Source organism: Kosakonia sp. WA-90 (assembly GCF_039871955.1).
Lineage (GTDB): Bacteria > Pseudomonadota > Gammaproteobacteria > Enterobacterales > Enterobacteriaceae > Kosakonia > Kosakonia oryzendophytica.
In genome coordinates, this window is the sequence record NZ_JBDPLJ010000001.1 from 500429 (window position 1) to 522589 (window position 22161).

The following is a 22161-nucleotide window of genomic DNA, read 5'->3' on the forward strand; positions in this document are numbered from 1 at the left end:
CTCATCCGTCAGGCGGCGTGTTGATCGGGGTCTGCAAATGCTGTTGTTTTGATGCCAAAGGGATCGCTTTGCAGGGCAATCAGCCGACGAAGATGGCCGATGACCTGCTTGCCAGTGATAAAACGTGTGCATTCGTACTGGCGTTCCGTGCCTTTGTGGCGCGGACACCAGAAATAGTCCTGATGATCAAAATTAAACCGCACGTCATCCCAGCAGCCGTTGCAGACATGCGTGTTGATGACGCGCCAGGGGGTATGAAATTCGCTGTTAGGCAGGCTGAATCCACTGATTAGCACCACCGGAATACGGCAGCCCCAGGCAAGCCAGGAGAGACCGCTGCCGAGGCCGATAAAGAATTCGGCGTGCTCCAGCAGCGCCACGCGGTCTGCGAGGGGCAGATTGCCGGTGAAATCTTCCGCGCCGTGGGGGATTTTGTTCCAAATGTAACCGCGCCCTACCACGCGCTCTTTGTCGATACACAGCACGCGGTAGCCCTGCTCTTTGAGATAGTCGATCACTTCATGCCAGCCGCTGCCGTTGTTCCAGAATTTGGCTTGGCTGGTGGACTGAGTCGCAATGCAGACGTAGGGTTCGGCGATACGACGTGAGCTACGCTGGCGCAGATCCGGAACGATTTCGGTGGGGTCGACACCGAGAATATGACCGGCGCTGCGGTGCAGACCAACGGCTCGAAAATCAAATGGTTGCTTGTTGAGATCGCCATGAAAAAACAGCCCGACGCGCCAACTGGCATAGGGCGGCTCACTCACGCCCGGCCCGGTCTGCCAGGCTTCAGGAGTAAAACAATTGAGTTGTGGATAGACAGGTTTAAAAAGATCGACGATGGGCTGTGCCATGGTGCAATCAACCTTGCACTGGTACGTCTGTCGAAAGCGTTCGGCGTAAGGTACCCAGCCAATGAGATCGCCCAGCGTACCGCAGGGAAATGAGACCAGCACCTTTTTGCCGTGCATATCCAGAACGTGATCCAGCACGGGTTCCGACTGAACACCGTCCCAGACTCGCAGACGAAACCGCACATAATACTTTTTTGTGCTGATCACCCAGCCCTGTGCGACATCGTCGGAAAAGAGGATATTTCCCGTTTCTTCATCGCTTATTTCTACCCGCCAGTTGCCGGGCGGTAACAGTAACCGGGCACCGTCATTAAAATCATACAGGATACCCATTGGCCCCTGCTGAGTAGGGAATTCTGGCGGTGAAATAAAAGCATATCCATGACCAACCACTGCGGAAGTCGTCATCGCCCAACCTTAATCATGAGTAAAAGCATTAAATAAGGCTGGCAGTAAATAATAAGCAGGCACCAGCCGACCTCCGGATGCAATAATCCAGAGCGAATGTCTTCATAAATTTATTGAGTCTCATTAAGAGTCGATTAATGGTAGTAATAAGGAGACTTATTGCAAATTCTTTCTAAAATTTAAGATCTTTGCATATCAATAACTTAGTATTTTTATTGTATTTAGGCACTATTCACTTAACATAGAAAAAACAACGAGTTAAATCTCAGCAAAAGCAAATATTTTAGGATTATCCTTAAAGCAAACTTAGTGCAAAAAAGTGATATCCACTGAAAATATGAAATATATCCGCGCCTCTTCAGGTAGCCTCTACGAGAATATATCCACCTCGTTAAGATCACAGAGGGAGTAAAACCAATCCGCCTCGCTAGTTATTTAAAAAGCGAGCCAGCGCACTCTTTTTATTTAATTCTCACCTATGTATTTTTACGTCAAATAATAAACAGAACAATCCAATTGATTATTTTTAACGCAACAAAAAGGTGAGAATAAATCAATCTGTATACACCAGAGAAATAACGTTGCCGTCGAGTGGGCCAAACTGATGTCGACGCTATGGCCAGGCCCCATACCGCCTCGCTTATGCAACGGTTGCGCAATTTTGTGATAACGGTTACACAACAAAATGATGACGACGAGAAATTCGCATTTTGAAACAGCGTTTTTAATTCCTTTCTGTCAAGGTGGACGCTATAATGCCGCCATCCTAATTTGAATGGATTCAGCTGATTGAACTGTAAAACAAATAACTCACATCAATTTTTCCCCGAGCTGGCTGAATCTCAGGCACACATTACTCTGCACGCTTTTTTGATGTCACCTATCCTTAGGCTGTGGCATCGCTCTTTTCGCAACACAGGTTTGACTCCGGAGCCGTGCGCTACCCGGAGCGTGATTTCCATATCCTTCTCAACTCAAACTTAAAGACCAGAACTGTCATGAAAAAGACCAAAATTGTTTGCACCATCGGTCCAAAAACCGAATCCGAAGAGATGCTGGCGAAGATGCTGGACGCGGGCATGAACGTCATGCGTTTGAACTTCTCTCACGGCGACTATGCGGAACACGGCCAGCGCATCAAAAACCTGCGCAACGTGATGAGCAAAACCGGTAAAAAAGCGGCGATTCTGCTGGACACTAAAGGTCCGGAAATCCGCACCATCAAACTGGAAGGCGGCAACGATGTTTCGCTGAAAGCGGGCCAGACCTTCACCTTCACCACCGACAAATCCGTTGTGGGTAACGCTGATACCGTTGCGGTGACCTACGAAGGTTTCACCACTGACCTGAACGTTGGCAACACGGTGCTGGTGGACGATGGTCTGATCGGCATGGAAGTGACTGCCATCGAAGGCAACAAAGTTATCTGTAAGGTACTGAATAACGGCGACCTCGGCGAAAATAAAGGCGTTAACCTGCCGGGCGTTTCCATCGCCCTGCCGGCGCTGGCTGAAAAAGATAAGCAAGACCTGATCTTTGGTTGCGAACAAGGCGTTGACTTTGTTGCCGCATCCTTTATCCGTAAACGTTCTGACGTGGTTGAAATCCGTGAGCATCTGAAAGCGCACGGTGGCGAACACATTCAGATCATCTCCAAAATCGAAAACCAGGAAGGCCTGAATAACTTCGACGAAATCCTCGAAGCATCCGACGGCATCATGGTTGCGCGTGGCGACCTGGGCGTTGAAATCCCGGTTGAAGAAGTGATCTTCGCGCAGAAGATGATGATCGAAAAATGTATCCGCGCGCGCAAAGTGGTCATTACTGCGACCCAGATGCTGGACTCTATGATCAAAAACCCGCGTCCGACCCGCGCTGAAGCTGGCGACGTGGCGAACGCCATCCTCGACGGTACCGACGCAGTTATGCTGTCTGGCGAATCCGCAAAAGGTAAATATCCGCTGGAAGCTGTGACCATTATGGCTACCATCTGCGAACGTACCGACCGCGTGATGACCAGCCGCCTGGACTTCAACAACGACAGCCGCAAACTGCGCATTACCGAAGCCGTATGTCGTGGTGCGGTTGAGACGGCTGAAAAACTGGAAGCCCCGTTGATTGTGGTTGCAACCCAGGGCGGTAAATCCGCACGCGCAGTACGCAAATATTTCCCGGATGCCACTATTCTGGCGCTGACCACCAACGAAGTGACCGCGCGTCAGCTGGTGCTGAGCAAAGGCGTTGTTGCGCAGCTGGTGAAAGAGATCTCCTCTACCGATGATTTCTACCGTCTGGGTAAAGAAGTGGCGCTGGAAAGCGGCCTGGCGGCCAAAGGCGACGTTGTGGTAATGGTTTCTGGTGCACTGGTTCCAAGCGGCACGACCAACACGGCCTCTGTCCACGTTCTGTAATATAGTCAAACATTACAGACTGATTAAAAAAGCGCCCTTGCGGCGCTTTTTTTATATTCCGGTAACCACTCAAAATAAAAAATCAAATCGGATTTCACTATTTAAGCCCGGCATTATCTAAGATGAATCCGATGGAAGCCTGCTGTTTTAACACGCGTTTTTTAACCTTTTATTCAAAGTCGGTGCTTCTTTGAGCGAACGATCAAATTTAAGGGCATTCCCATCAAAAAAATATTCTCAACATAAAAAAGTTTGTGTAATACTTGTAACGCTACATGGAGATTAACTCAATCTAGAGGGTATTAATAATGAATCGTACTAAACTGGTACTGGGCGCGGTAATCCTGGGTTCTACTCTGCTGGCTGGTTGCTCCAGCAATGCTAAAATCGATCAGCTGTCTTCTGACGTTCAGACTCTGAACGCTAAAGTTGACCAGCTGAGCAACGACGTGAACGCAATCCGTTCCGACGTTCAGGCTGCTAAAGATGACGCAGCTCGCGCTAACCAGCGTCTGGACAACCAGGCTCACTCTTACCGTAAGTAAGAGTTCCTGTGTTGAAATGGCGCACGTAGTGCGCCATTTTTTTTGCCTGCCATTCCCCTTCCTTATCTACTGCGTTATCGCCCTCTGTCCCGTTTCCGCATTCATTGCCGCGGCTTCTGCGCTGTTCTGCACCGATAACACACTTTCCGGATTCACCGCTGCGGATTTCCTCGACGCTACAGCAACCGGATAACCTGCGCGACGATTCAGCGCCTTCTCGATCAGCTTCTTGTCACCACCGGACTGGTTAATAAACGTAGCCATCGCAGGAGAAAGCTGGATGGGCACCCGCTGGGTATCTTCTTCCACCGTCTGCGACAACGGACGATGAACTTCAATATAGTGCCTGCCATCGGGCTCCACGGCGTACTTCACCGGCTCGTTGATGATGGTTACCCGAGTCCCGGCGGAGACCTGAGCAAACAACGCCTGAATATCCGGCGCGCTCATACGCATACAGCCAGAACTGACCCGCAACCCGACGCTGTCAGGCGCATTGGTGCCATGAATGAGATATTCGCCATGACCAATGCCCAAACGCAGCGCAAAGCGACCCAGCGGGTTATGTGGCCCGGCGGGCACCACGGGTGGCAGTTCAATGCCATTGGCCAGTGAGCGCGCACGTATGCCGACTGTTGGCGTCCAGGTTGGGTTAGGGATCTTCTGGCTGACTCGGGTCACAGAAACCGGCGTTTCCAGTCCTTGTTGACCGATACCGATCGGGTAGACCTGCACACTGTTTTTTCCCGGCGGGAAATAGTACAGCCGCAGCTCAGCCAGATTCACCACAATGCCCTCACGGGGCGTATCCGGTAACAGCATTTGCGACGGAATGGTCACCACCGTACCGGGACGAGGAACCGGCGCAATCGTGTCATTCGCCTCCAGGATCAGCATCGCTGCGGTATCAAAATGCCGCGCAATGGCCTGCAGATTTTTATCCTCCGCTCTGACGGTCCAGGTTTGATTTTCGCCAATGAGACGGCTGCCATCCGGCGGCAGAACGTATTCCGCTGCATGGGCCAGTTGTATAGCGCTAAAAGCGCCGAAAAGACATAAGGAAAGAAGAGACGCGCGTTTCATACTGACGTTCCTGTATTCACCGGCAGGCTGCCGGAAAGCTGAAAATCCATGCGAGACGGGGATCGCCTCGCGTAACAGGATGAAAGCTGTCTTTTGAGTTTAGCTAATGTTTGCCGCTTTGTTGCGTATCGCGCGGATCATTGCTTCAAGCCCTTGCGAGCGGGAGGGAGTAAGATGCTGGGTTAACGACAACTGTTCGAACCACGGACGCACATCAAAGGCCACAATATCCTGCGCTGTCATTTGCTGATAAAGCACAAACACAATGGCAATCAACCCCTTAACGATAGCGGCGTCGCTGTCGCCTGACAGTTCAATCACACCCGCGTCGTTGCGCTGCATGACGATCCACACCTGACTCTGGCAACCCTGAATAATGTTGTCCGGGTTATGGGCCTCCTCGCTCAGGTCCGGCAGGCGTTGTCCCAGTTCGATAATATAGAGATATTTCTCTTCCCAGTTGGCGCAGCGATTAAAATTGCGCAACAACTTCTCTTTATCCGGTAATGCAGCCATGTTCGCCTCTTACGTTAGCCCAGCAACTGATGAATACGTTTCAGGCCAGCTACCAGACGATCCACCTCTTCTTCTGTATTGTACATAACCAGCGATGCGCGACACATGGCCGGCACTTTATAAAACGCCATCAACGGCATGGCACAATGGTGCCCGGTACGCACCGCAATACCGTAATTATCGAGGAAACTCCCTACGTCATAGGCGTGGTGTTTCCCCAGATTAAAAGCAATCACCCCCTGACGCTTCGCCGGGCCATACAGGGTTAAATCCGGCACCTCTGCCAGTGCAGTTAACGCGTAACGCATCAGCGTCTGCTCATATTCGCCAATGGCGTCCAGCCCAAGTCGGGTGACGTAATCAATAGCTGCGCCAAGGCCGATAATGCCGCCGGTATTGGGTGTGCCGGCTTCGAAACGCCAGGGCGCTTTGGCATAGGTGGTGCCCTCCGTCAGACTGACGGTGGCGATCATCGAACCGCCCCCTTCCCACGGCGGCATATCCTGCAGGATCGCCTCTTTCACGTACAGCACACCAATCCCTGTCGGTCCGTACAGCTTATGGCCGGAGAAGACATAAAAATCACAATCCAGCGCCTGCACGTCCACTGAATGATGCATTACGGCCTGCGCACCATCCACCAGTACTTTCGCTCCGTGCTGATGCGCCAGTGTGATCATCTCCGCCACCGGGTTTTCGGTGCCCAGTACATTCGAAACCTGAGTGATGGCCAGCAGGCGGGTACGCTCGTCAAACAATGTGGGCAGCACGCCGAGTTGCAAGGTGCCATCCTGATTGAGCGGAATAACACGTAGTTGCGCACCGACGCGTTCACAGAGCATTTGCCACGGCACAATATTGGCGTGATGCTCCATAGCGCTGATAACTATATTGTCACCCGCGTGCACCTGGCTGTTGCCCCAGCTGTTTGCCACGAGGTTAATACCCTCGGTCGTGCCGCGCACAAACACCAGTTCTTCCGGCAGCCGCGCGTTAAGAAACGCCGCAGCCTGCACGCGCACATTTTCCATACGTTGCGTGGCTTCTGCGCTCAACGTATGAATGCCGCGATGTACCGCGGCATAGCCGTGGCGGAAAAACGCCGCTTCGGCATCAATAACCTGATTCGGTTTTTGTGCGCTGGCGGCACTGTCGAGATATGCCAGCGGCAGTCCGTTCACTTCACGCAGCAGTACCGGGAAATCGGCACGTACGGCGTTGACGGGAAAACTCATGCTACGCCCCCTGCCAGACGCTGACTGATTTGCGCCAACACCTGATGTTTTAGCGCCTCGTCGTTGATCGCTTCCGTCAGTTCAGCGGCAAAGGCATGGATAATCATTTTTTGCGCCGCCTGCTGGTTGATCCCGCGCGAGCGCAAATAGAACATCTGCTCATCATCGATTCGCCCGATGGTGGCACCATGACTGCATTTCACATCGTCGGCGTAGATCTCCAGTTGTGGCTTGGTATCCACTTCCGCCAGACGACCGAGCAATAAATTGTTGTTGGTCATCTGTCCGTCGGTTTTGATGGCATGTTGTGCCACCTTAATTAATCCGTTAAAGACCGCCCGGCCTTTGTCGCTGACGATGGTTTTATGCAACTGGCGGCTATGACAGTAACCCTTATTATGCTCAAGCCAGGTCCGCGTATCGCACACTTCCGACTTCACCGGCATTGCCAGGCTGTTGATATTGAGCTGCGTATTCTCGCCATTCAGTTGCGTACTGGTGTTATGTCGCAGCACTGCGCCACCGAGCAAGAAACTGTGGCTCTTTGCCGAACCGTTGTCCGCAAGCCAGATATCATTGTGCGCAAAGTGGTAGCTCGCTGGGTTTTCAAACGCCAGCTTCACATGATGCAGACGGGCATTCGCTGCAACGCTCATCGTTAGCCGCGAGCCGGTAAAATGCGGATTGTCGTTGAGGCTGACATAGTGCTCATAGATGGTCGCTTCCGCCCCCTGCGCCAGCGAAAGATGATGGCGATAATGCGCCGTGTTCATCTCATCCCCCGCCACTCCCTGAGTGATATGCATTAAGAGCAACGGCTTAGAAGGCCGCAGGTCTTTCGCCACCTGAATCCAGGTCACGGACTGCGCCAGACTTTCGGTTAAATGCAAAAAGATTTCCGGCTGTACCGGTGCAGGCAATTGCTGGCGGGCATCGTTAAAGGTCACATCAAAACCGGAGCCTGTGGTATCGTCGCTCAGCGCTGCATTAAAAACGCCATCAACAAACACCAGGCGCACCGCATCAACCGGCAGCGCCATCGCGTCGCGTTGTTGCTCACTGACCGTTCCCGCTGCAACAACAAACTGGCTGCTCAGCAGGCCGTCCAGCGGCGTGTATTTCCAGTTTTCCTGTTTGCGGGTGGGTAGCCCCAGACGCAGCATCTGTTGGAGGTGCTGCTGCGCCGCGTCAGAACGCGCACCACCCTGCTTTTCAAACAGGTGATGCCACTGTTGCAGCGCGTTACTGCTGTTCGGTAAGCCAGCCATAGCCCTGCTCCTCCAGTTGCTTAACCAACGTGAAATCGCCGGATTTCACGATGCGCCCCTGATATAACACATGCACAAAATCGGGCTTGATGTAATCCAGAATGCGCTGGTAATGCGTAACGATGATAAACGCGCGCTTTTCGTCGCGCAGAGCATTAACGCCATCGGCAACGATTTTCAACGCATCAATGTCCAGACCGGAGTCCGTTTCATCCAGGATGCACAGATCTGGCTCCAGCACCGCCATTTGCAGGATGTCGTTACGCTTCTTCTCACCGCCAGAGAAACCCACATTAACCGAGCGGGTCAGTAAATCTTCCGGCATTTTCAGCAGTTTGATTTTGTCTTCCATGAGATCCTGGAAATCAAAACGATCCAGCGCGTCTTCGCCACGGTACTCACGCACCGCATTCAGCGCGGTTTGCAAAAAGAACTGATTACTAACCCCAGGGATTTCCACCGGGTACTGGAAAGCCATAAACACGCCTTCGCCCGCACGATCTTCCGGCGACAGTTCCAGTAAATCTTTACCTTTAAACTCGACGCTGCCACCAACCACTTCGTAATCTTCACGTCCGGCCAGGGTCGCAGAAAGCGTACTTTTCCCGGAGCCGTTCGGCCCCATGATCGCGTGCACTTCGCCGGGACGAACCTCCAGGCTCAGACCACGCAGGATGGCTTTATCGTCTACGCTAACCTGCAAATCTTTAATACTTAACATTTATTATCCCTTAATCCTTAACCGACGCTGTGCTCAAGGCTAATGGCCAGCAATTTTTGCGCTTCAACGGCAAATTCCAACGGCAGCTCGGAGAACACGTCTTTACAGAAGCCGTTGACGATCATCGAGATAGCGTCATCCTCACTGATACCGCGTTGCAGGCAGTAAAACAGTTGATCTTCACCAATACGTGATGTGGTGGCCTCATGCTCAAGCTGGGCGCTGTTATTACGACACTCCACATACGGGAAGGTATGCGCGCCGCTGTCCGGTCCAATCAGCATTGAGTCGCACTGCGTGAAGTTACGCGCATTGGTCGCCGTCGGCATGATCTTCACCAGCCCGCGATAGCTGTTCTGGCTATGCCCGGCGGAGATACCTTTCGAAATAATCGTCGATTTGGTGTTCTTACCGATGTGGATCATCTTGGTGCCGGTGTCTGCCTGCTGATGTCCGCTGGTCAGCGCCACCGAGAAGAACTCACCAATGGAGTTGTCGCCGCGCAGGATACAACTGGGGTATTTCCAGGTGATGGCCGATCCGGTTTCGGACTGGGTCCACGACATTTTGCTGTTGTCGCCCTCGCACAGGGCACGTTTGGTGACAAAGTTGAGGATCCCACCGGTGTTGTTATCCCCCGGGAACCAGTTTTGCACCGTTGAGTATTTCACTTCGGCGTCTCTGTGGATGATCACTTCCACCACGGCGGCATGAAGCTGATAGCTGTCGCGCACCGGTGCTGAGCAGCCTTCGATATAGCTGACGTAACTGCCTTCATCCGCCACCAGAATGGTCCGTTCGAACTGTCCGGTTTTTTCGGCATTAATACGGAAATAGGTCGACAGTTCCATCGGGCAACGCACGCCTTTTGGAATGTAGATAAACGTGCCGTCAGAAGCGACGGCGGCATTCAGCGCAGCAAAGAAGTTATCGTTGGAAGGAACGACAGTACCCAGGTATTTTTTCACCAGTTCAGGATGATCGTGGATCGCCTCGCCAAAGGAGCAGAAGATAATGCCCTGTTCAGACAATTTCTCCCGGTAGGTGGTTGCTACCGATACCGAGTCAAAAATAGCGTCCACCGCCACTTCTTTGCCTTCACGCACCGGAACGCCGAGCTGGTTGAATGCCTCTTCCACTTCTTCTGTCAACCAGGCATTGGTGCCCGTTTGCTGGACAGCCCCCGGTTGAGACGCGCAGGTGTCGTCGCAATTACCGCAAGACGGCGCGGAATAGTAGCTGTAATCCTGGTAATCAAGTTTATCGTAGTGCGCTTTCAACCAGTGCGGCTCTTCCATTTCCAGCCATGCATGATAAGCATTCAGGCGGAATTCCAGCATCCACTCAGGTTCGTTGCGTTTTGCCGAGATCGCCCGCACCACATCTTCATTGATGCCTTTTGCCAGCTCATCGGTACTCAACCGGGTAAAAAAGCCCTCTTTATAGTTGAGGTTGCCGCCGGTCCAGATTTTGACATCGTCAGTCGCTTCAGTATTACGAGACATAGTACCGCCTATACCCCAAAACTTTCACCGCAGCCACATTCATGCTGGGCTTTGGGGTTATGAAATTTGAAAATCTGATTTAACCCTTCACGCACATAATCCACTTCAGTGCCGTCGATGAACGGCATCGCCTGCAACGGGACGTAGAGACGTGCGCCATCAGATTCATACAGTAAATCGTCATCTGTTGGCTCCGTTACGGTGTCTAATACGTAACCGAAACCGGCACAGCCGGTCTGTTTAATGCCAAGCCTTACGCCAAGTACACCCGCCTGTTTACTGGCCAGCGCACGGATATGTTCTGCGGCCGCCGGTGTCATGGTCAGCCCACGCCATGCAAAATCTTGCGGATTAAATGATTCCATCGCTTTACCTCACGTCACCCGATCTGAAGAGCATAATGCTATGTTAGTGATAATGATTATCACTTCAACCCGTTTTCCGCAGGGTTATTCCCTGGCAGCCCCTTTTTCGGCACTTGCTATAAGCATAGACTCTGCTGAAAGGCTTTACAGCCAGGTAAAAAATTGTTTAATAAATTGATAAATAACGGCTTTAGGCAACCCGTTGCAGGAAAGCAGGCGGAAAAGAAAAGATGTATAGGTAATACCTATTTTTGATATCGGTTACGTCGTTGCGATGTGTAATGTTTTACTTCTCAGGATAACAGCGCCCCGCCAGTTAATGATGGGCAGCCATAGAATGGGCTCGCTGTACGCTGACACAGTTGAATTTTCACGTTTTATTCCAAAAATCCCTGTTCATCAACAAGCCCCATATTGTCCTGTTGTATCCCCCTGCCGCACTTGTTGCCTGCTATCACACAGCAGAATGAGATTTTATCGTCTTCACCACGGGTCAATAACTCAACTATCATAATCGTTATTGTTTACCCAGGCCCAATGCTATGGGCCATCAAACACGGAGAGTATGGGTGATGACGCAGTCAATGATGTCGTATTCAGATACAGGTACAGGGTTTCCCGTTTTATTAGGTCACAGTTACCTGTTTGATAAATCCATGTGGTCACCGCAAATTGACACCCTGGCAAAATATTTCCGCGTTATTGCGACGGATTTATGGGGCCATGGGCAGTCGCCTGCCCTGCCTGCATCGACATCCTCTATGGCAGACATTGCCATCGACCATTTAGCATTGATGGACTCACTGGGCATCCGTGAATTTGCCGTGGTGGGTTTATCCGTTGGCGGAATGTGGGGGGCTGAACTGGCTGCTGCCGCCCCGGAAAGAGTCAAGGCGTTAATGCTGTTTGACACCTTTGTGGGGGATGAGACGCAAGAGGCAAGGGATCGTTATTTCATGATGCTCAATGCCATCAAAGCACTGGGCAGTATCCCTGTGCCGATGCTCGAGTATGTGGTTGCGCAATTCTATTCCCGATATGCCAATCCGGAAGACATCCGGCAGCTCTCCACCTCGCTCTCCGCGCTAAGTCCCGAACAATTACGCACCAGCATTGTGCCATTGGGCGAACTGATTTTTGGTCGTCCGAATCGCCTGGCTTTGCTGGAAACCATCACCTGCCCGACGCACGTTGCCACCGGGGCGCTCGATTTACCTCGCCCGGCAACCGAAGGGCGACTGATGGCGGAAAAATTGGGTTGTGACTTTACCCTGATCCCCAATGCCGCGCATATCAGTAACCGGGAAAACCCGGAGATGGTGACGCAACTGATTGTCGATTTTCTGAGGCAGTACGGGTAAAAAACGGCTTTTCGCTGCGGATAACGGCCTGGAGTTTAACCACGTTCAGGCCGTAATCAGCCGGATCAACAACATCCTCCAGAGCACCAATTTGCGCTAAGTCACTTCCCGACATCACGCTGCTGATATTGCTTTCAGGGCAGCGAAGATTTTTGACGACATGCACTACGCTCGGTTTACCTTTGCCATCGACGTCCATAATCCAGGCCAGAAAACCGCCCGCGTATTTCGCCAGGCTACCAATCGGGTAAAACCCATAGACTTGCAAATATTCGACGATGATCGCCCGATCATATGCACTGTCCGCCTGGTAAATGTAGCGGCACGCAGTCAATGGCGTTAGGGGAGACACACCGTTGCGCGCATTGGTGAGCTTATTAATCGCTTTAATCACCGATAACAGACGCACCAGCGAAGAGAGCTGACTCCCCTGTTTACCTGCGGGATACCCCATCCCATCCAGCCGTTCATTCGCATTTTCAATCACATCGCGGCATGTCAGCCCAGGCGACCACCCCAGCTCGCGCAACCGGTTCAGCAGTGCCCCGACATGCGTCCGCAGTATCATTTTCTGCGCTGGATCCATACAGGCTTTGAGCGAAGGTAACGCAGCACTCACCAGCAACGGTTTACCCAGCGTGTGCATAATGGCACCCAGCGTTGCCTCACGCACATGCGGATCGTGCGGGTCTCGCAAGATCAACATATCCGCCAGCTTTGCCGCTACCTGCACCGCATGACGAACCCAGTCAGGTTCATCGCGCAGATAGCTAAGCGCATAAAGCAGGGCTTTGCGATCCTGTTTCAACAGGTAAAGCAACGTGTCGACACTGTCATAAAAAATCCGGATAGGCAGAAGATCGTGCGTCTTTATATACATCAGCGCGACCTGCAAGCGGTGCGCCACCGCCATAACCCCCTGCTCCATCGGTGATTGACGCGCCCGTGGCTCCCGTTCTTGCTGTTCTCGTTGCCGGCCCTTCTGCTCTTGTTGACCACAGAGAAATAAAGGGGACTGGGAGATCATAGTGCCGCGCATGCCGGTACGGTAAGCCGCCTCTCTTTCCGCTTCATGCACATAACGGGACAACGCTTCCAACTGAGACGATGACAGATTGATAAACTGAATACCAACCGCTGCATAGCCATTGTTACCAAAGGGGCGTATATGCCGGACACACCCCTGGGCATAAAAACGCTCCCCGTCAGGAAACGCCAACGTAACACCGGGAATAACCTGTCCAACATTAAGCGCAATGCTTTCGAATAAATCGATTTCAACCATGCAGCCACCCACGGACAAATTGCGTAAACGTCCGGGAATCGTCAGCATAGGCGGATAAACCTCAATTCCAGCGTGCGCCTGCATGCCGAGAATAAACGGGATACGTATCTCGTCACGATTTTCCGTGACAAAAACAGATTCCGGTAATTGGCATTCGAGTCGATAATGCATGTTGTCTTTTTTCATCACCTGGACAGGGATATTACTCAGGCTATATGTTTCCCGCTCAATAACGTCCACGCCTTTTAACGCTTCCAGGTCAAAACTCAAGCCGCCGTCCGCAAGATACACGTTTATATCTGTACCCGCATATTCGACGTCGAGTGTGATGCGATTTGTTTCGTGGTTCAGTTCTGCAATGTCAGCCTCTAATGCGTAGGGCATATCCTTAGCATAAACTGACAGCATGTAGGGATGCTGCAGTAATGAACGAATGACATTTGCTGGGGGGAGAGAATAGTGTTCCGCCATGCTATATCCCTTTCATGTGAAGTTACATCGCCAAAGCTAAGACGTCACTGCTGCTGTTTTTTTCTTATTATTGCCTGAATAGAAATATTCTGAATACACCTTTAAGATGTCACTTAATTAATTTAAGATTTTTCCAAAAAAATAAAAAACACCCTCCTAAAGCAACCTGAAAATCAGACTGACTAAGCAGGCTATGTATTGTACTCCGGTGAAACCTTTCTTTTCTTAACCAAAACTTGCATTGTGCAGAAGGAGTTATTTATTCATCGACCTTGCTTTTTTATACAAGAAAACAAGAGGATAAAATGAATAATTTGCATGGAATCAGTAAATTCTTACCCTAAAGTAAAACTAATAAGCACAAAATACCAGTATAATTTATAGATTTAAGCGATCATTTCTTTAACAGTGATAGATGGCAGCTATCAAAAAGAGACTATCGATCATTCAAAACAATTTTCAATTGTGATGAATCGCCATGTAGAATCAAAAAATTATATGCTTGTGAAACACTGTTTCTCTCAGTGGAGGCCTTACTGAAATAATGAAAAGTAAAAATCTGGACATTAGCGGTAAGCAATTGCGAATGACCGTCGAGTTTCAGCCCATCATTCGCCTCTCAGGTAATAAAATCTTCCGATATGAAGCGATTGCCAGATTTTTCAATGCCGATGGTTTTTTAATTCCCGCTCAGCAGAGCATTGCGGCAATAGAACAATCGGGCGCTATTCGGGAGGTAACGAATTTTATATTCGAGAGCATCTGTCACTTAATAAAATTGAAGCGCGACTTAACTATCTCATTCACCCTCTCACATCTTCTGATCAATGACAGAGAATACCTTACCTGGCTTTACCAACAGTGTCTGCACAAGGGTGTCCTGCCGCAACAGATTGAAATAGAAATAAGCCAAAAGACGACACAAGCACAGTTTATTGAGAGTTTACCTTTTTTAAAACAAGCCAAAGAATATGGCTTTATGATTTCGCTGGGTGATTTCAGTGCGGAAAATCTGCAAGTCGACAGTCTGGCGTTGTTTAATTTCGATACCATTAAAATCGATCGTTCGATTATCGAAGGTATCGCCGAAAGCGAAAAGAAACTGTCAACACTGCAGGTCGTTATCAGCCAGTTAATGTCAACCGGTGTGACCCTCATTTGTGAAGGTGTAAAAAAATCATCGGACCTGTCGTTGCTAAATCATTACAGTCCTGACGGGATCCACGGGTATATCTTTCACCGCCCCCTGACCTTCACCCAGATCCGGTTACTTGAGGGATTCTGAGTCAGTTCAGGACGAAACAGCCCGCTCAATGTGAACAGGCTGACAGTGTGTCACAAACGCAGCAGGTTAACGCTGAGCAGTGGGTCCTTCGGGTTCAACCACTTTTGCACATTCGCACTATAGTGCTCGCGATTGGCGATCACGGCCGTTTTGGCCGTCAGTATTTCGCTTTTTAGTAGGGTTATTTAACGCGTAGTCTGTACCTTACTGTGCCAGCGTCCCCTCTTTCAACGTACAGATAATCGCCTTCTCATTGGTATGGTTGCTATCCGAGTAGAAGAACGCTTTTTTCCCTGTTTCAATCTGCGTGATGATATTAATCGCCACCCAGTTCGTCTCTTTATTGGCATCATTACTGTCGGTATAGGTTAGGGTATGCCCGCTGTATTGATCAGAGATCTCATAAGGCTTTTCCTGCGGATTCCCGTAGTGTCGACCATTGACCGTTAACCCGGACGTATCAACAACAGCAGCGTATTCATCACAGATCAAATTGATACCCGCAGCCGAAGAACAGACGGTAAAAAGGGCAAAACAACCGCCCACAATAAACCTGACCATAAGCATCCCATATGAATTTCGTTGGCAAAAGAAAAGTACAACGCCCCGTAAACGGGGCGTTTGCGATACACACTAGTTATAGAGCGAAGGTTCACCGACGGGGCGGGTTTTGAAGCGGCGGTGGATCCATAAATACTGTTCCGGCGCCCGTAAAATTTCGCGTTCAATCACTCTGTTCATATAGCTGGCGGCGGCAAACTCATCCTGCGCCGGATAATCGCTCAACGCCTGGCCGATATGCAAAGAGTAGCCTGAACAGTCCTCTTTACGCACCATGGTTACCGTCAACATTTTGGCGCCAGAAAGGCGTGATAATACAAAGGTGCCATTAGTGGTCGCGGCATTTTGTACCGAAAAGAACGGTGCAAAAATGCTGCCCTTGCGACCATAATCCTGATCAGGCGCAAACCACACGGCTTCTCCCTGTTTCAAGGCATTCACCAGACCTTTCAGGTTACGGCGATCAATCATGGATTTATTCGAACGCATACGCCCGCGCGTCTGCACCCACTCCATCAGCGCATTATTATGGGGGCGGTAGGTGGCCATCATCGGCTGACACAGCCCCATCACACGACCGCCTAACTCCAGCGACATAAAATGCACGCCGACTACCATCACCCCACGCTGGCTGGCCTGAGCAGCCTGTAAATGCTGGTAACCCTCTACATCAAACCAACGGCGTACGCGCTTATCTGGCCAAAACCAGGCCATACCGGTTTCGATCAACCCCATACCCAGCGATTTAAAATTCTTCTCAATGAGCACTTCGCGCAGTGCGTCATCCATTAACGGGAAACAAAGTTCGAGATTGCGGCGTGCAATGCGCTCGCGGCGCTTCAGGAAAGGTCGGGCGGAACGTCCAAGGCCCGCGCCAAGGCGGGCAAGAACAGGATAAGGAAGCTGCACAAGAAGCCAGAGAAAACCCAGTCCGGCCCATGTCACCCAGTTTCGGGGGTGTAAAAAAGTCAATTTAAACGTTGTCATCATTGTTACCTAAAAGCCCAATTCAGTAGCGCTTAAGGAGACAATGAATCACTTCATCAGGTCTTTACGCGTTACAGCTCTTCGCATACGGCGCAGCCGAAGCGATACATCCAGTGGTGCGCAATATAGCACGAAGCGTCAAAAAGCTATGTAAAGAATAATGAATAAAATATGAAGTTTTACGCTGGATTACTGCCTCAGGGTATGCTTAAACAACCGCCGTGGTCAGACGTGATGAGCAGCATAAGCGCGACTGCTCATCAAAGATATCGATCTGCCAGACCTGGTGTCGTTTGCCGGTATGCAGCGCGCGGCAAACCCCACGCACGCGCCCGCTTCGCACTGAACGCAGATGGTTGGCGTTGACTTCCACGCCAACCACGTTCTGCTCACCTTCCGTGCATAAATACCCCGCCACGGAGCCTAACGTTTCCGCCAGCACCACCGATGCGCCACCGTGCAGCAAGCCAAATGGCTGATGAGTTCGGTTATCTACCGGCATTGAGGCTTCAAGCGCATCCTCGCCGATGCGCTCAAAACGGATATCCAGTAAACCGACCATATTGCCATCGCCCATAGCATTCAGCGCTTCCAGCGTTACTGCGCGTTTCCAGATCATCCCACTATCTCCAATAAAGCCTGCAACGGATGGCGCACGCCATTCCCTTCAACACGTTTCACCTGGCTTCGGCAAGAGTACCCTGTCGCCAGGCAGCGATTACGCGGCAAACGCTGCATCGCCTGGTGCCAGGAGAGCTCGTAAATACCGAGTGAATTTGCATGGTTTTTCACTTCATGGCCGTAGGTCCCGGCCATACCGCAGCAACCAACGCTGACATTTTCCAGCTTCGCGCCAAAACGCGCAAAAATCGACGCCCACTGTCCCGGCGCGGTGGGCAGTGCCGTGACTTCGGTACAGTGACCGAACAGATACCAGGGTTCGCCGCTGATAGCCGGTGCATCTTCGCTGTCAGGTACCGTCGCTAACCATTCATGCACCAGTTGCACATGGAAATCCCCGCGTTTATCCCCCAGCGCCAGTTTGTACTCATCGCGGTAACAGAGCACCAGCGCCGGATCAACGCCCACCATTGGCATCTCCAGCTGCGCCACGCGATTAAGGAAATCTGCCGTCTTCCGCGCGGTTTTCGCAAAGCGGTTCAGGAAGCCTTTAATATGCTGCGCTTTACCATTAGGCGAGAAGGGTAAGACCACCGGCTGGAAACCGAGTTTCTCTACCAGACGAACAAAATCAGTCACCACTTGCGCATCGTAATAGCTGGTAAACGGATCCTGCACCACCAGCACGGTTTTCGCTTTTTGTGCCGCATCCAGTTGTTCAAGCTGTTCCAGCGTCATATTGGCCGTACGGTGCCCAACCATTTGCCGTTGCAGCGACGGCACCGACAATAACGGTAAATCCACCATGCCAATATGTTTTGCTGACAGCGAGCGCACCCAGGGCTGACTCATAAAAAAGTTAAATGTCTTAGGCGCGCGCGCCATCAGCGGCGCATAGCTTTCAACGGTCGCCACCAGATGATCGCGCACGGGTCGCAGATAGCGACTGTGGTAAATCTGCAAGAAGCGCGAGCGGAACTCCGGCACATCGATTTTAATCGGGCACTGCGTGGAACAGGCTTTACAGGCCAGACAACCCGACATGGCCTCTTTCACCTCGTGGGAGAAATCATACTCACCGCGGCGTGCATGCCAGCTATTACGGGTACGCTCAATCAGCGTGCGCAGGCTGGCGCGTTTTTCGGGCAGTTCTTTTTCCAGCTTAACGGGATCGATACCCCGATCCGCCAGCAAACGTAGCCACTCGCGCACCAGCGTCGCCCGGCCTTTTGGCGAATGGATGCGGTTGGCAGAAATTTTCATCGACGGGCACATCGGGCTTTTTACATCGAAGTTAAAACACAAGCCGTTACCGTTACACTCCATTGCACCGCGCCAGGAGGCGCGAACAGCAATCGGGATCTGCCGATCGAGCGTGCCGCGTTTGACATCATCCACCTGCTTCATCGGCGCATCGACGCCTTCCGGCGGGCAAATCTTACCAGGATTCAAACGGTTCTGCGGGTCAAATACGGCTTTCACTTTCCGCAGTTCGCCGTAAAGTTGTTCACCGAAGAACGCCGGGCTGTATTCGGCGCGGAAACCTTTCCCATGTTCGCCCCACAGCAGACCACCATATTTTGCCGTTAGCGCAACCACTTCATCGGAAAGGGTCTTCATTAATATTTCTTGTTGCGGATCGCACATATCCAGCGCCGGACGGACATGCAACACCCCGGCGTCGACATGGCCGAACATACCGTAACTCAGACCATGGCTGTCCAGCAGCGCTCTGAATTCCACAATGTAATCCGCCAGATGCTCCGGCGGCACACAGGTATCTTCGGCAAAAGGAATTGGCTTAGCGGCTCCTTTCGCGTTCCCTAACAGACCAACGGCTTTTTTACGCATCGCGTAGACGCGTTCAATCCCCGCCAGATCGTCGCAGACCTGCCAGCCAATCACCCCACCCTCGCCATTTGCCATCAGCACGTCGAGGCGCTCGCAAAGGGACTGCACCTGGCTGTCAATAAGCGCCTGATCATCACCGGCAAATTCAACAATATTCAGGCCAAGCAGGGTCTTATCCGGCACATCGGTGATCAATTCGCTTACCGAATGCCAGACGATATCCTCTCGCGCCAGATTAAGAACTTTGGAATCAACGGTTTCCACCGACAACGCCCGGGCTTCCACCATAAACGGCGCATTACGCAGCGCGGAATCAAAAGAGTCGTACTTGATGTTAACCAGGCGGCGTACTTTCGGCAGCGGGGTGATGTCGAGCCGTGCTTCGGTAATAAACGCCAGCGTCCCTTCTGAACCGGTAAGAATGCGCGTGAGGTCAAACTCGGTCATCTCATCGTTAAAGACGTGGCGCAAATCGTACCCCGTCAGGAAGCGGTTCAGTTTTGGGAATTTATCAAGAATTAATTGCCGGTTATCACGGCAACGCTCCAGTACGGTTTTATAGATACGCCCAATGGCGGTATTGGCCGCGCCCAGCGTTTCAGCCAACGCCACAGGCATGGCCTGCGTATCCAGAATATCCCCGCCCAGCAGCACGGCGCGAACCCCCAGAACGTGATCGGAGGTTTTTCCGTATACCAACGACCCCTGGCCGGAGGCGTCGGTATTGATCATCCCTCCCAGCGTCGCACGATTACTGGTCGACAGTTCCGGCGCAAAAAAGTAGCCGTAAGGTTTAAGGTATTGATTGAGTTGATCTTTGATCACTCCCGCTTCGACACGCACCCACCCCTCTTCCGGGTTGATCTCCATAATGCGGTTCATATAGCGGGACATATCGACGATGATACCCTGGTTTAACGCCTGACCATTGGTGCCGGTACCGCCGCCGCGCGGGGTAAACACCAGCGACTGGAAACGCGCTTCGGATGCGAGGCGGGTAATAAGCGCAACGTCTGACGTAGAACGGGGGAAAACAACGGCATCCGGTAATAGCTGGTAAATACTGTTGTCTGTCGCCATGGTCAGCCTGTCGGCATAACTTGTGGCGGTATCACCGGTAAAACCTTGTTGCTCCAAAGCCTGCAAAAAATTCAGCACCAGCTGAACGACGCCGGGTGCCTGGGAAATCTGTGGGATCATTATGCTTGACCCTGCCTGACGGTGAGTGTTGTAAAAGGTTAATCGTTTGCTTTCAGCATTCATCGTTGTATCACATTTTTTTCTTATGCGCCCATGAGAATTACAGGCAGAATCAGACTGTCCAAAATCGCTGAAATCATTAATCATTATCTCTGTTGATTTCCTGATACACCGAATTTTCGGCCATTCAATAAAGGTGAGTTATACATATGGTTGATTTACGTCAGTCCAGGGATGTACCGCAAATCATGCTGTCGGTACTGTTTTTAGCCATCATGATTATCGCCTGTCTGTGGGTCGTACAGCCCTTCATTCTTGGGTTCGCCTGGGCGGGCACGGTAGTGATTGCCACCTGGCCGCTGCTGTTGCGCCTGCAACGTCTGCTGTTTGGTCGCCGCTCGTTGGCGGTGCTGGTGATGATGCTGCTGCTTATCCTGCTGTTTATTATCCCTGTAGCACTGCTGGTTAACAGCCTGGTTGACTCCAGCGGTCCGGTGATCCACGCGGTGACAAGCGGCGCGATGGCACCGCCGGAACTGGCCTGGCTGCACAGCATTCCGCTCGTTGGCGACAAGCTTTACGCCGGCTGGCACAACCTGCTGGATATGGGCGGCAGCGGCATTATGGCGAAACTGCGCCCTTATGTCGGCGCCACAACCACATGGTTTGTCGGCCAGGCTGCGCATATTGGTCGCTTTATGCTGCACTGCGCGCTGATGCTGCTATTCAGCGCCCTGCTCTACTGGCGTGGCGAACAGGTGGCGCAGGGGATCCGTCACTTCGCCGTGCGGCTGGCGTCCAAACGCGGCGATGCCGCAGTAGTGCTGGCCGGGCAAGCGATCCGCGCCGTAGCGCTTGGTGTGGTGGTTACCGCACTGGTGCAGGCCGTGCTGGGCGGGATTGGCCTGGCCATCTCCGGCGTGCCGTACGCCACACTGCTTACCGTGGTGATGTTGATGACCTGTCTGGTGCAACTTGGGCCGCTGCTGGTGCTAATCCCGGCGATTATCTGGCTCTACTGGAGCGGTGATTCCACCTGGGGCACCGTACTGCTGGTGTGGAGCTGCGTGGTGGCAATGCTGGATAACGTTATCCGTCCGGTGTTAATCCGTATGGGCGCCGATCTGCCGCTGATCCTTATCCTCTCCGGGGTGATTGGCGGCCTGGTCGCGTTTGGCATGATTGGTTTGTTCATTGGTCCTGTCTTATTGGCCGTTTCCTGGCGTCTCTTTTCTGCCTGGGTTAACGAGGTTCCACAGCCGGAGGCAACGGACAACACGCTGAATGATGTACAAAATTTAGACAGCAAATCCTGAATGCAAACAAGGCGGGTGCAAGCCCGCCTTAAATGATTATTAAGCAGCACTTATCATTTATCTGCCTTATTTCTGAGCGCACCCCTTCAGACCCCGTAAAATGCGCCATTCTGCGCATATATTCTTTACGTACGTTTAACTAATGAGACGAATCTGATCGACTCAAAAATCCCGCATGCCTACTATTAGGCTCAAGGTTATAGATCAACATCTTGATTTATAAGCATGGAAATCCCCTGAGTGAAACAACGAATTGCTGTGTGTAGTCTTTGCCCATCTCCCACGATGGGCTTTTTTTTATCCTCAGTT

The 22161-nt window shown here is 51.6% G+C and carries 18 protein-coding genes and 1 other RNA gene; 6 read left to right on the top strand and 13 right to left on the bottom strand.

The window, feature by feature from the left end; genetic code table 11:
• Positions 1-8: 8 nt before the first annotated feature.
• Positions 9-1265 carry an autotransporter strand-loop-strand O-heptosyltransferase gene (locus ABGA49_RS02220; protein WP_134318270.1) on the bottom strand — a complete coding sequence of 419 codons (1257 nt, stop codon included), beginning with the start codon at positions 1263-1265 and terminating at the stop codon, positions 9-11.
• Between the two features lie 998 nt (positions 1266-2263).
• On the opposite strand from ABGA49_RS02220, the gene pykF reads away from it, so the two are divergent.
• On the top strand, positions 2264-3676 hold the full coding sequence (gene pykF / locus ABGA49_RS02225) for a pyruvate kinase PykF (RefSeq protein ID WP_061495266.1): 1413 nt from the start codon (positions 2264-2266) through the stop codon (positions 3674-3676).
• Between the two features lie 308 nt (positions 3677-3984).
• On the top strand, positions 3985-4221 hold the full coding sequence (locus ABGA49_RS02230; protein ID WP_007374746.1) for a major outer membrane lipoprotein: 237 nt from the start codon (positions 3985-3987) through the stop codon (positions 4219-4221).
• A 66-nt stretch (positions 4222-4287) separates the two neighbouring features.
• Here ABGA49_RS02230 and ABGA49_RS02235 read toward each other — a convergent pair whose 3' ends face one another.
• From ABGA49_RS02235 to sufA, 7 genes are all read right to left on the bottom strand, one after another.
• Positions 4288-5304, bottom strand: a complete 1017-nt coding sequence (locus ABGA49_RS02235; protein ID WP_347665075.1) for a L,D-transpeptidase family protein — start codon at positions 5302-5304, stop codon at positions 4288-4290.
• 99 nt (positions 5305-5403) lie between these two features.
• Positions 5404-5820 carry a cysteine desulfuration protein SufE gene (gene sufE / locus ABGA49_RS02240; RefSeq protein ID WP_061495260.1) on the bottom strand — a complete coding sequence of 139 codons (417 nt, stop codon included), beginning with the start codon at positions 5818-5820 and terminating at the stop codon, positions 5404-5406.
• A gap of 14 nt (positions 5821-5834) precedes the next feature.
• Positions 5835-7055, bottom strand: coding sequence for a cysteine desulfurase SufS (sufS, locus tag ABGA49_RS02245; RefSeq protein ID WP_347665076.1), 1221 nt, complete (start codon positions 7053-7055; stop codon positions 5835-5837).
• Complete coding sequence (gene sufD / locus ABGA49_RS02250; RefSeq protein ID WP_347665077.1) at positions 7052-8323, bottom strand: Fe-S cluster assembly protein SufD; 1272 nt, start codon at positions 8321-8323, stop codon at positions 7052-7054. The genes sufS and sufD overlap by 4 nt, the downstream gene beginning before the upstream one ends.
• Positions 8298-9044: a Fe-S cluster assembly ATPase SufC gene (gene sufC / locus ABGA49_RS02255; protein WP_088236893.1), complete on the bottom strand. Its 747-nt coding sequence runs from the start codon at positions 9042-9044 to the stop codon at positions 8298-8300. The genes sufD and sufC overlap by 26 nt, the downstream gene beginning before the upstream one ends.
• A gap of 17 nt (positions 9045-9061) precedes the next feature.
• Entirely contained in the window at positions 9062-10549 is a 1488-nt protein-coding gene (gene sufB / locus ABGA49_RS02260) for a Fe-S cluster assembly protein SufB (protein ID WP_061495246.1), read from the bottom strand.
• Positions 10550-10557: 8 nt separating this feature from the next.
• Positions 10558-10914, bottom strand: coding sequence for a Fe-S cluster assembly scaffold SufA (gene sufA / locus ABGA49_RS02265; protein WP_061495243.1), 357 nt, complete (start codon positions 10912-10914; stop codon positions 10558-10560).
• A gap of 572 nt (positions 10915-11486) precedes the next feature.
• On the opposite strand from sufA, the gene ABGA49_RS02270 reads away from it, so the two are divergent.
• Positions 11487-12275, top strand: a complete 789-nt coding sequence (locus ABGA49_RS02270; protein WP_347665078.1) for an alpha/beta fold hydrolase — start codon at positions 11487-11489, stop codon at positions 12273-12275.
• Here the strand turns inward: ABGA49_RS02270 and ABGA49_RS02275 are convergent.
• Positions 12208-13944 carry a PilZ domain-containing protein gene (locus tag ABGA49_RS02275; protein ID WP_347665079.1) on the bottom strand — a complete coding sequence of 579 codons (1737 nt, stop codon included), beginning with the start codon at positions 13942-13944 and terminating at the stop codon, positions 12208-12210. The two genes, ABGA49_RS02270 and ABGA49_RS02275, sit on opposite strands and share 68 nt — an antisense overlap.
• Positions 13945-14575: 631 nt before the next feature.
• Between ABGA49_RS02275 and ABGA49_RS02280 the strand changes: the two genes are divergently transcribed.
• On the top strand, positions 14576-15316 hold the full coding sequence (locus ABGA49_RS02280) for an EAL domain-containing protein (protein WP_134318276.1): 741 nt from the start codon (positions 14576-14578) through the stop codon (positions 15314-15316).
• Positions 15317-15520: 204 nt separating this feature from the next.
• On the opposite strand, the gene ABGA49_RS02285 is transcribed toward ABGA49_RS02280, so the two are convergent.
• The 4 genes from ABGA49_RS02285 to ABGA49_RS02300 all read right to left on the bottom strand — a co-directional run bounded on the left by ABGA49_RS02285 (position 15521) and on the right by ABGA49_RS02300 (position 20536).
• A complete protein-coding gene (locus ABGA49_RS02285) occupies positions 15521-15877 on the bottom strand; it encodes a hypothetical protein (RefSeq protein ID WP_271044599.1) in 357 nt (118 codons plus the stop codon).
• 72 nt (positions 15878-15949) lie between these two features.
• A complete protein-coding gene (gene lpxP / locus ABGA49_RS02290; protein ID WP_061495233.1) occupies positions 15950-16867 on the bottom strand; it encodes a kdo(2)-lipid IV(A) palmitoleoyltransferase in 918 nt (305 codons plus the stop codon).
• Between the two features lie 205 nt (positions 16868-17072).
• Entirely contained in the window at positions 17073-17483 is a 411-nt protein-coding gene (gene menI / locus ABGA49_RS02295; RefSeq protein ID WP_061495231.1) for a 1,4-dihydroxy-2-naphthoyl-CoA hydrolase, read from the bottom strand.
• A complete protein-coding gene (locus tag ABGA49_RS02300) occupies positions 17480-20536 on the bottom strand; it encodes an FAD-binding and (Fe-S)-binding domain-containing protein (protein ID WP_347665080.1) in 3057 nt (1018 codons plus the stop codon). Before ABGA49_RS02300 ends, menI begins: the two co-directional genes overlap by 4 nt.
• A 209-nt stretch (positions 20537-20745) precedes the next feature.
• Between ABGA49_RS02300 and ydiK the strand changes: the two genes are divergently transcribed.
• Complete coding sequence (gene ydiK, locus ABGA49_RS02305; protein WP_061495228.1) at positions 20746-21852, top strand: AI-2E family transporter YdiK; 1107 nt, start codon at positions 20746-20748, stop codon at positions 21850-21852.
• 193 nt (positions 21853-22045) lie between these two features.
• Positions 22046-22153, top strand: an RNA gene (gene rprA, locus ABGA49_RS02310) — antisense sRNA RprA.
• Positions 22154-22161 lie beyond the last annotated feature (8 nt).

Excerpts from the sequence above, each read along its gene's own strand:
- ABGA49_RS02220 (WP_134318270.1), bottom strand. The coding sequence starts at position 1,265 with ATGACGACTTCCGCAGTGGTTGGTCATGGATATGCTTTTATTTCACCG.
- pykF (WP_061495266.1), top strand. The coding sequence starts at position 2,264 with ATGAAAAAGACCAAAATTGTTTGCACCATCGGTCCAAAAACCGAATCC.
- ABGA49_RS02230 (WP_007374746.1), top strand. The coding sequence starts at position 3,985 with ATGAATCGTACTAAACTGGTACTGGGCGCGGTAATCCTGGGTTCTACT.
- ABGA49_RS02235 (WP_347665075.1), bottom strand. The coding sequence starts at position 5,304 with ATGAAACGCGCGTCTCTTCTTTCCTTATGTCTTTTCGGCGCTTTTAGC.
- sufE (WP_061495260.1), bottom strand. The coding sequence starts at position 5,820 with ATGGCTGCATTACCGGATAAAGAGAAGTTGTTGCGCAATTTTAATCGC.
- sufS (WP_347665076.1), bottom strand. The coding sequence starts at position 7,055 with ATGAGTTTTCCCGTCAACGCCGTACGTGCCGATTTCCCGGTACTGCTG.
- sufD (WP_347665077.1), bottom strand. The coding sequence starts at position 8,323 with ATGGCTGGCTTACCGAACAGCAGTAACGCGCTGCAACAGTGGCATCAC.
- sufC (WP_088236893.1), bottom strand. The coding sequence starts at position 9,044 with ATGTTAAGTATTAAAGATTTGCAGGTTAGCGTAGACGATAAAGCCATC.
- sufB (WP_061495246.1), bottom strand. The coding sequence starts at position 10,549 with ATGTCTCGTAATACTGAAGCGACTGACGATGTCAAAATCTGGACCGGC.
- sufA (WP_061495243.1), bottom strand. The coding sequence starts at position 10,914 with ATGGAATCATTTAATCCGCAAGATTTTGCATGGCGTGGGCTGACCATG.
- ABGA49_RS02270 (WP_347665078.1), top strand. The coding sequence starts at position 11,487 with ATGACGCAGTCAATGATGTCGTATTCAGATACAGGTACAGGGTTTCCC.
- ABGA49_RS02275 (WP_347665079.1), bottom strand. The coding sequence starts at position 13,944 with ATGCCCTACGCATTAGAGGCTGACATTGCAGAACTGAACCACGAAACA.
- ABGA49_RS02280 (WP_134318276.1), top strand. The coding sequence starts at position 14,576 with ATGAAAAGTAAAAATCTGGACATTAGCGGTAAGCAATTGCGAATGACC.
- ABGA49_RS02285 (WP_271044599.1), bottom strand. The coding sequence starts at position 15,877 with ATGGTCAGGTTTATTGTGGGCGGTTGTTTTGCCCTTTTTACCGTCTGT.
- lpxP (WP_061495233.1), bottom strand. The coding sequence starts at position 16,867 with ATGATGACAACGTTTAAATTGACTTTTTTACACCCCCGAAACTGGGTG.
- menI (WP_061495231.1), bottom strand. The coding sequence starts at position 17,483 with ATGATCTGGAAACGCGCAGTAACGCTGGAAGCGCTGAATGCTATGGGC.
- ABGA49_RS02300 (WP_347665080.1), bottom strand. The coding sequence starts at position 20,536 with ATGATCCCACAGATTTCCCAGGCACCCGGCGTCGTTCAGCTGGTGCTG.
- ydiK (WP_061495228.1), top strand. The coding sequence starts at position 20,746 with ATGGTTGATTTACGTCAGTCCAGGGATGTACCGCAAATCATGCTGTCG.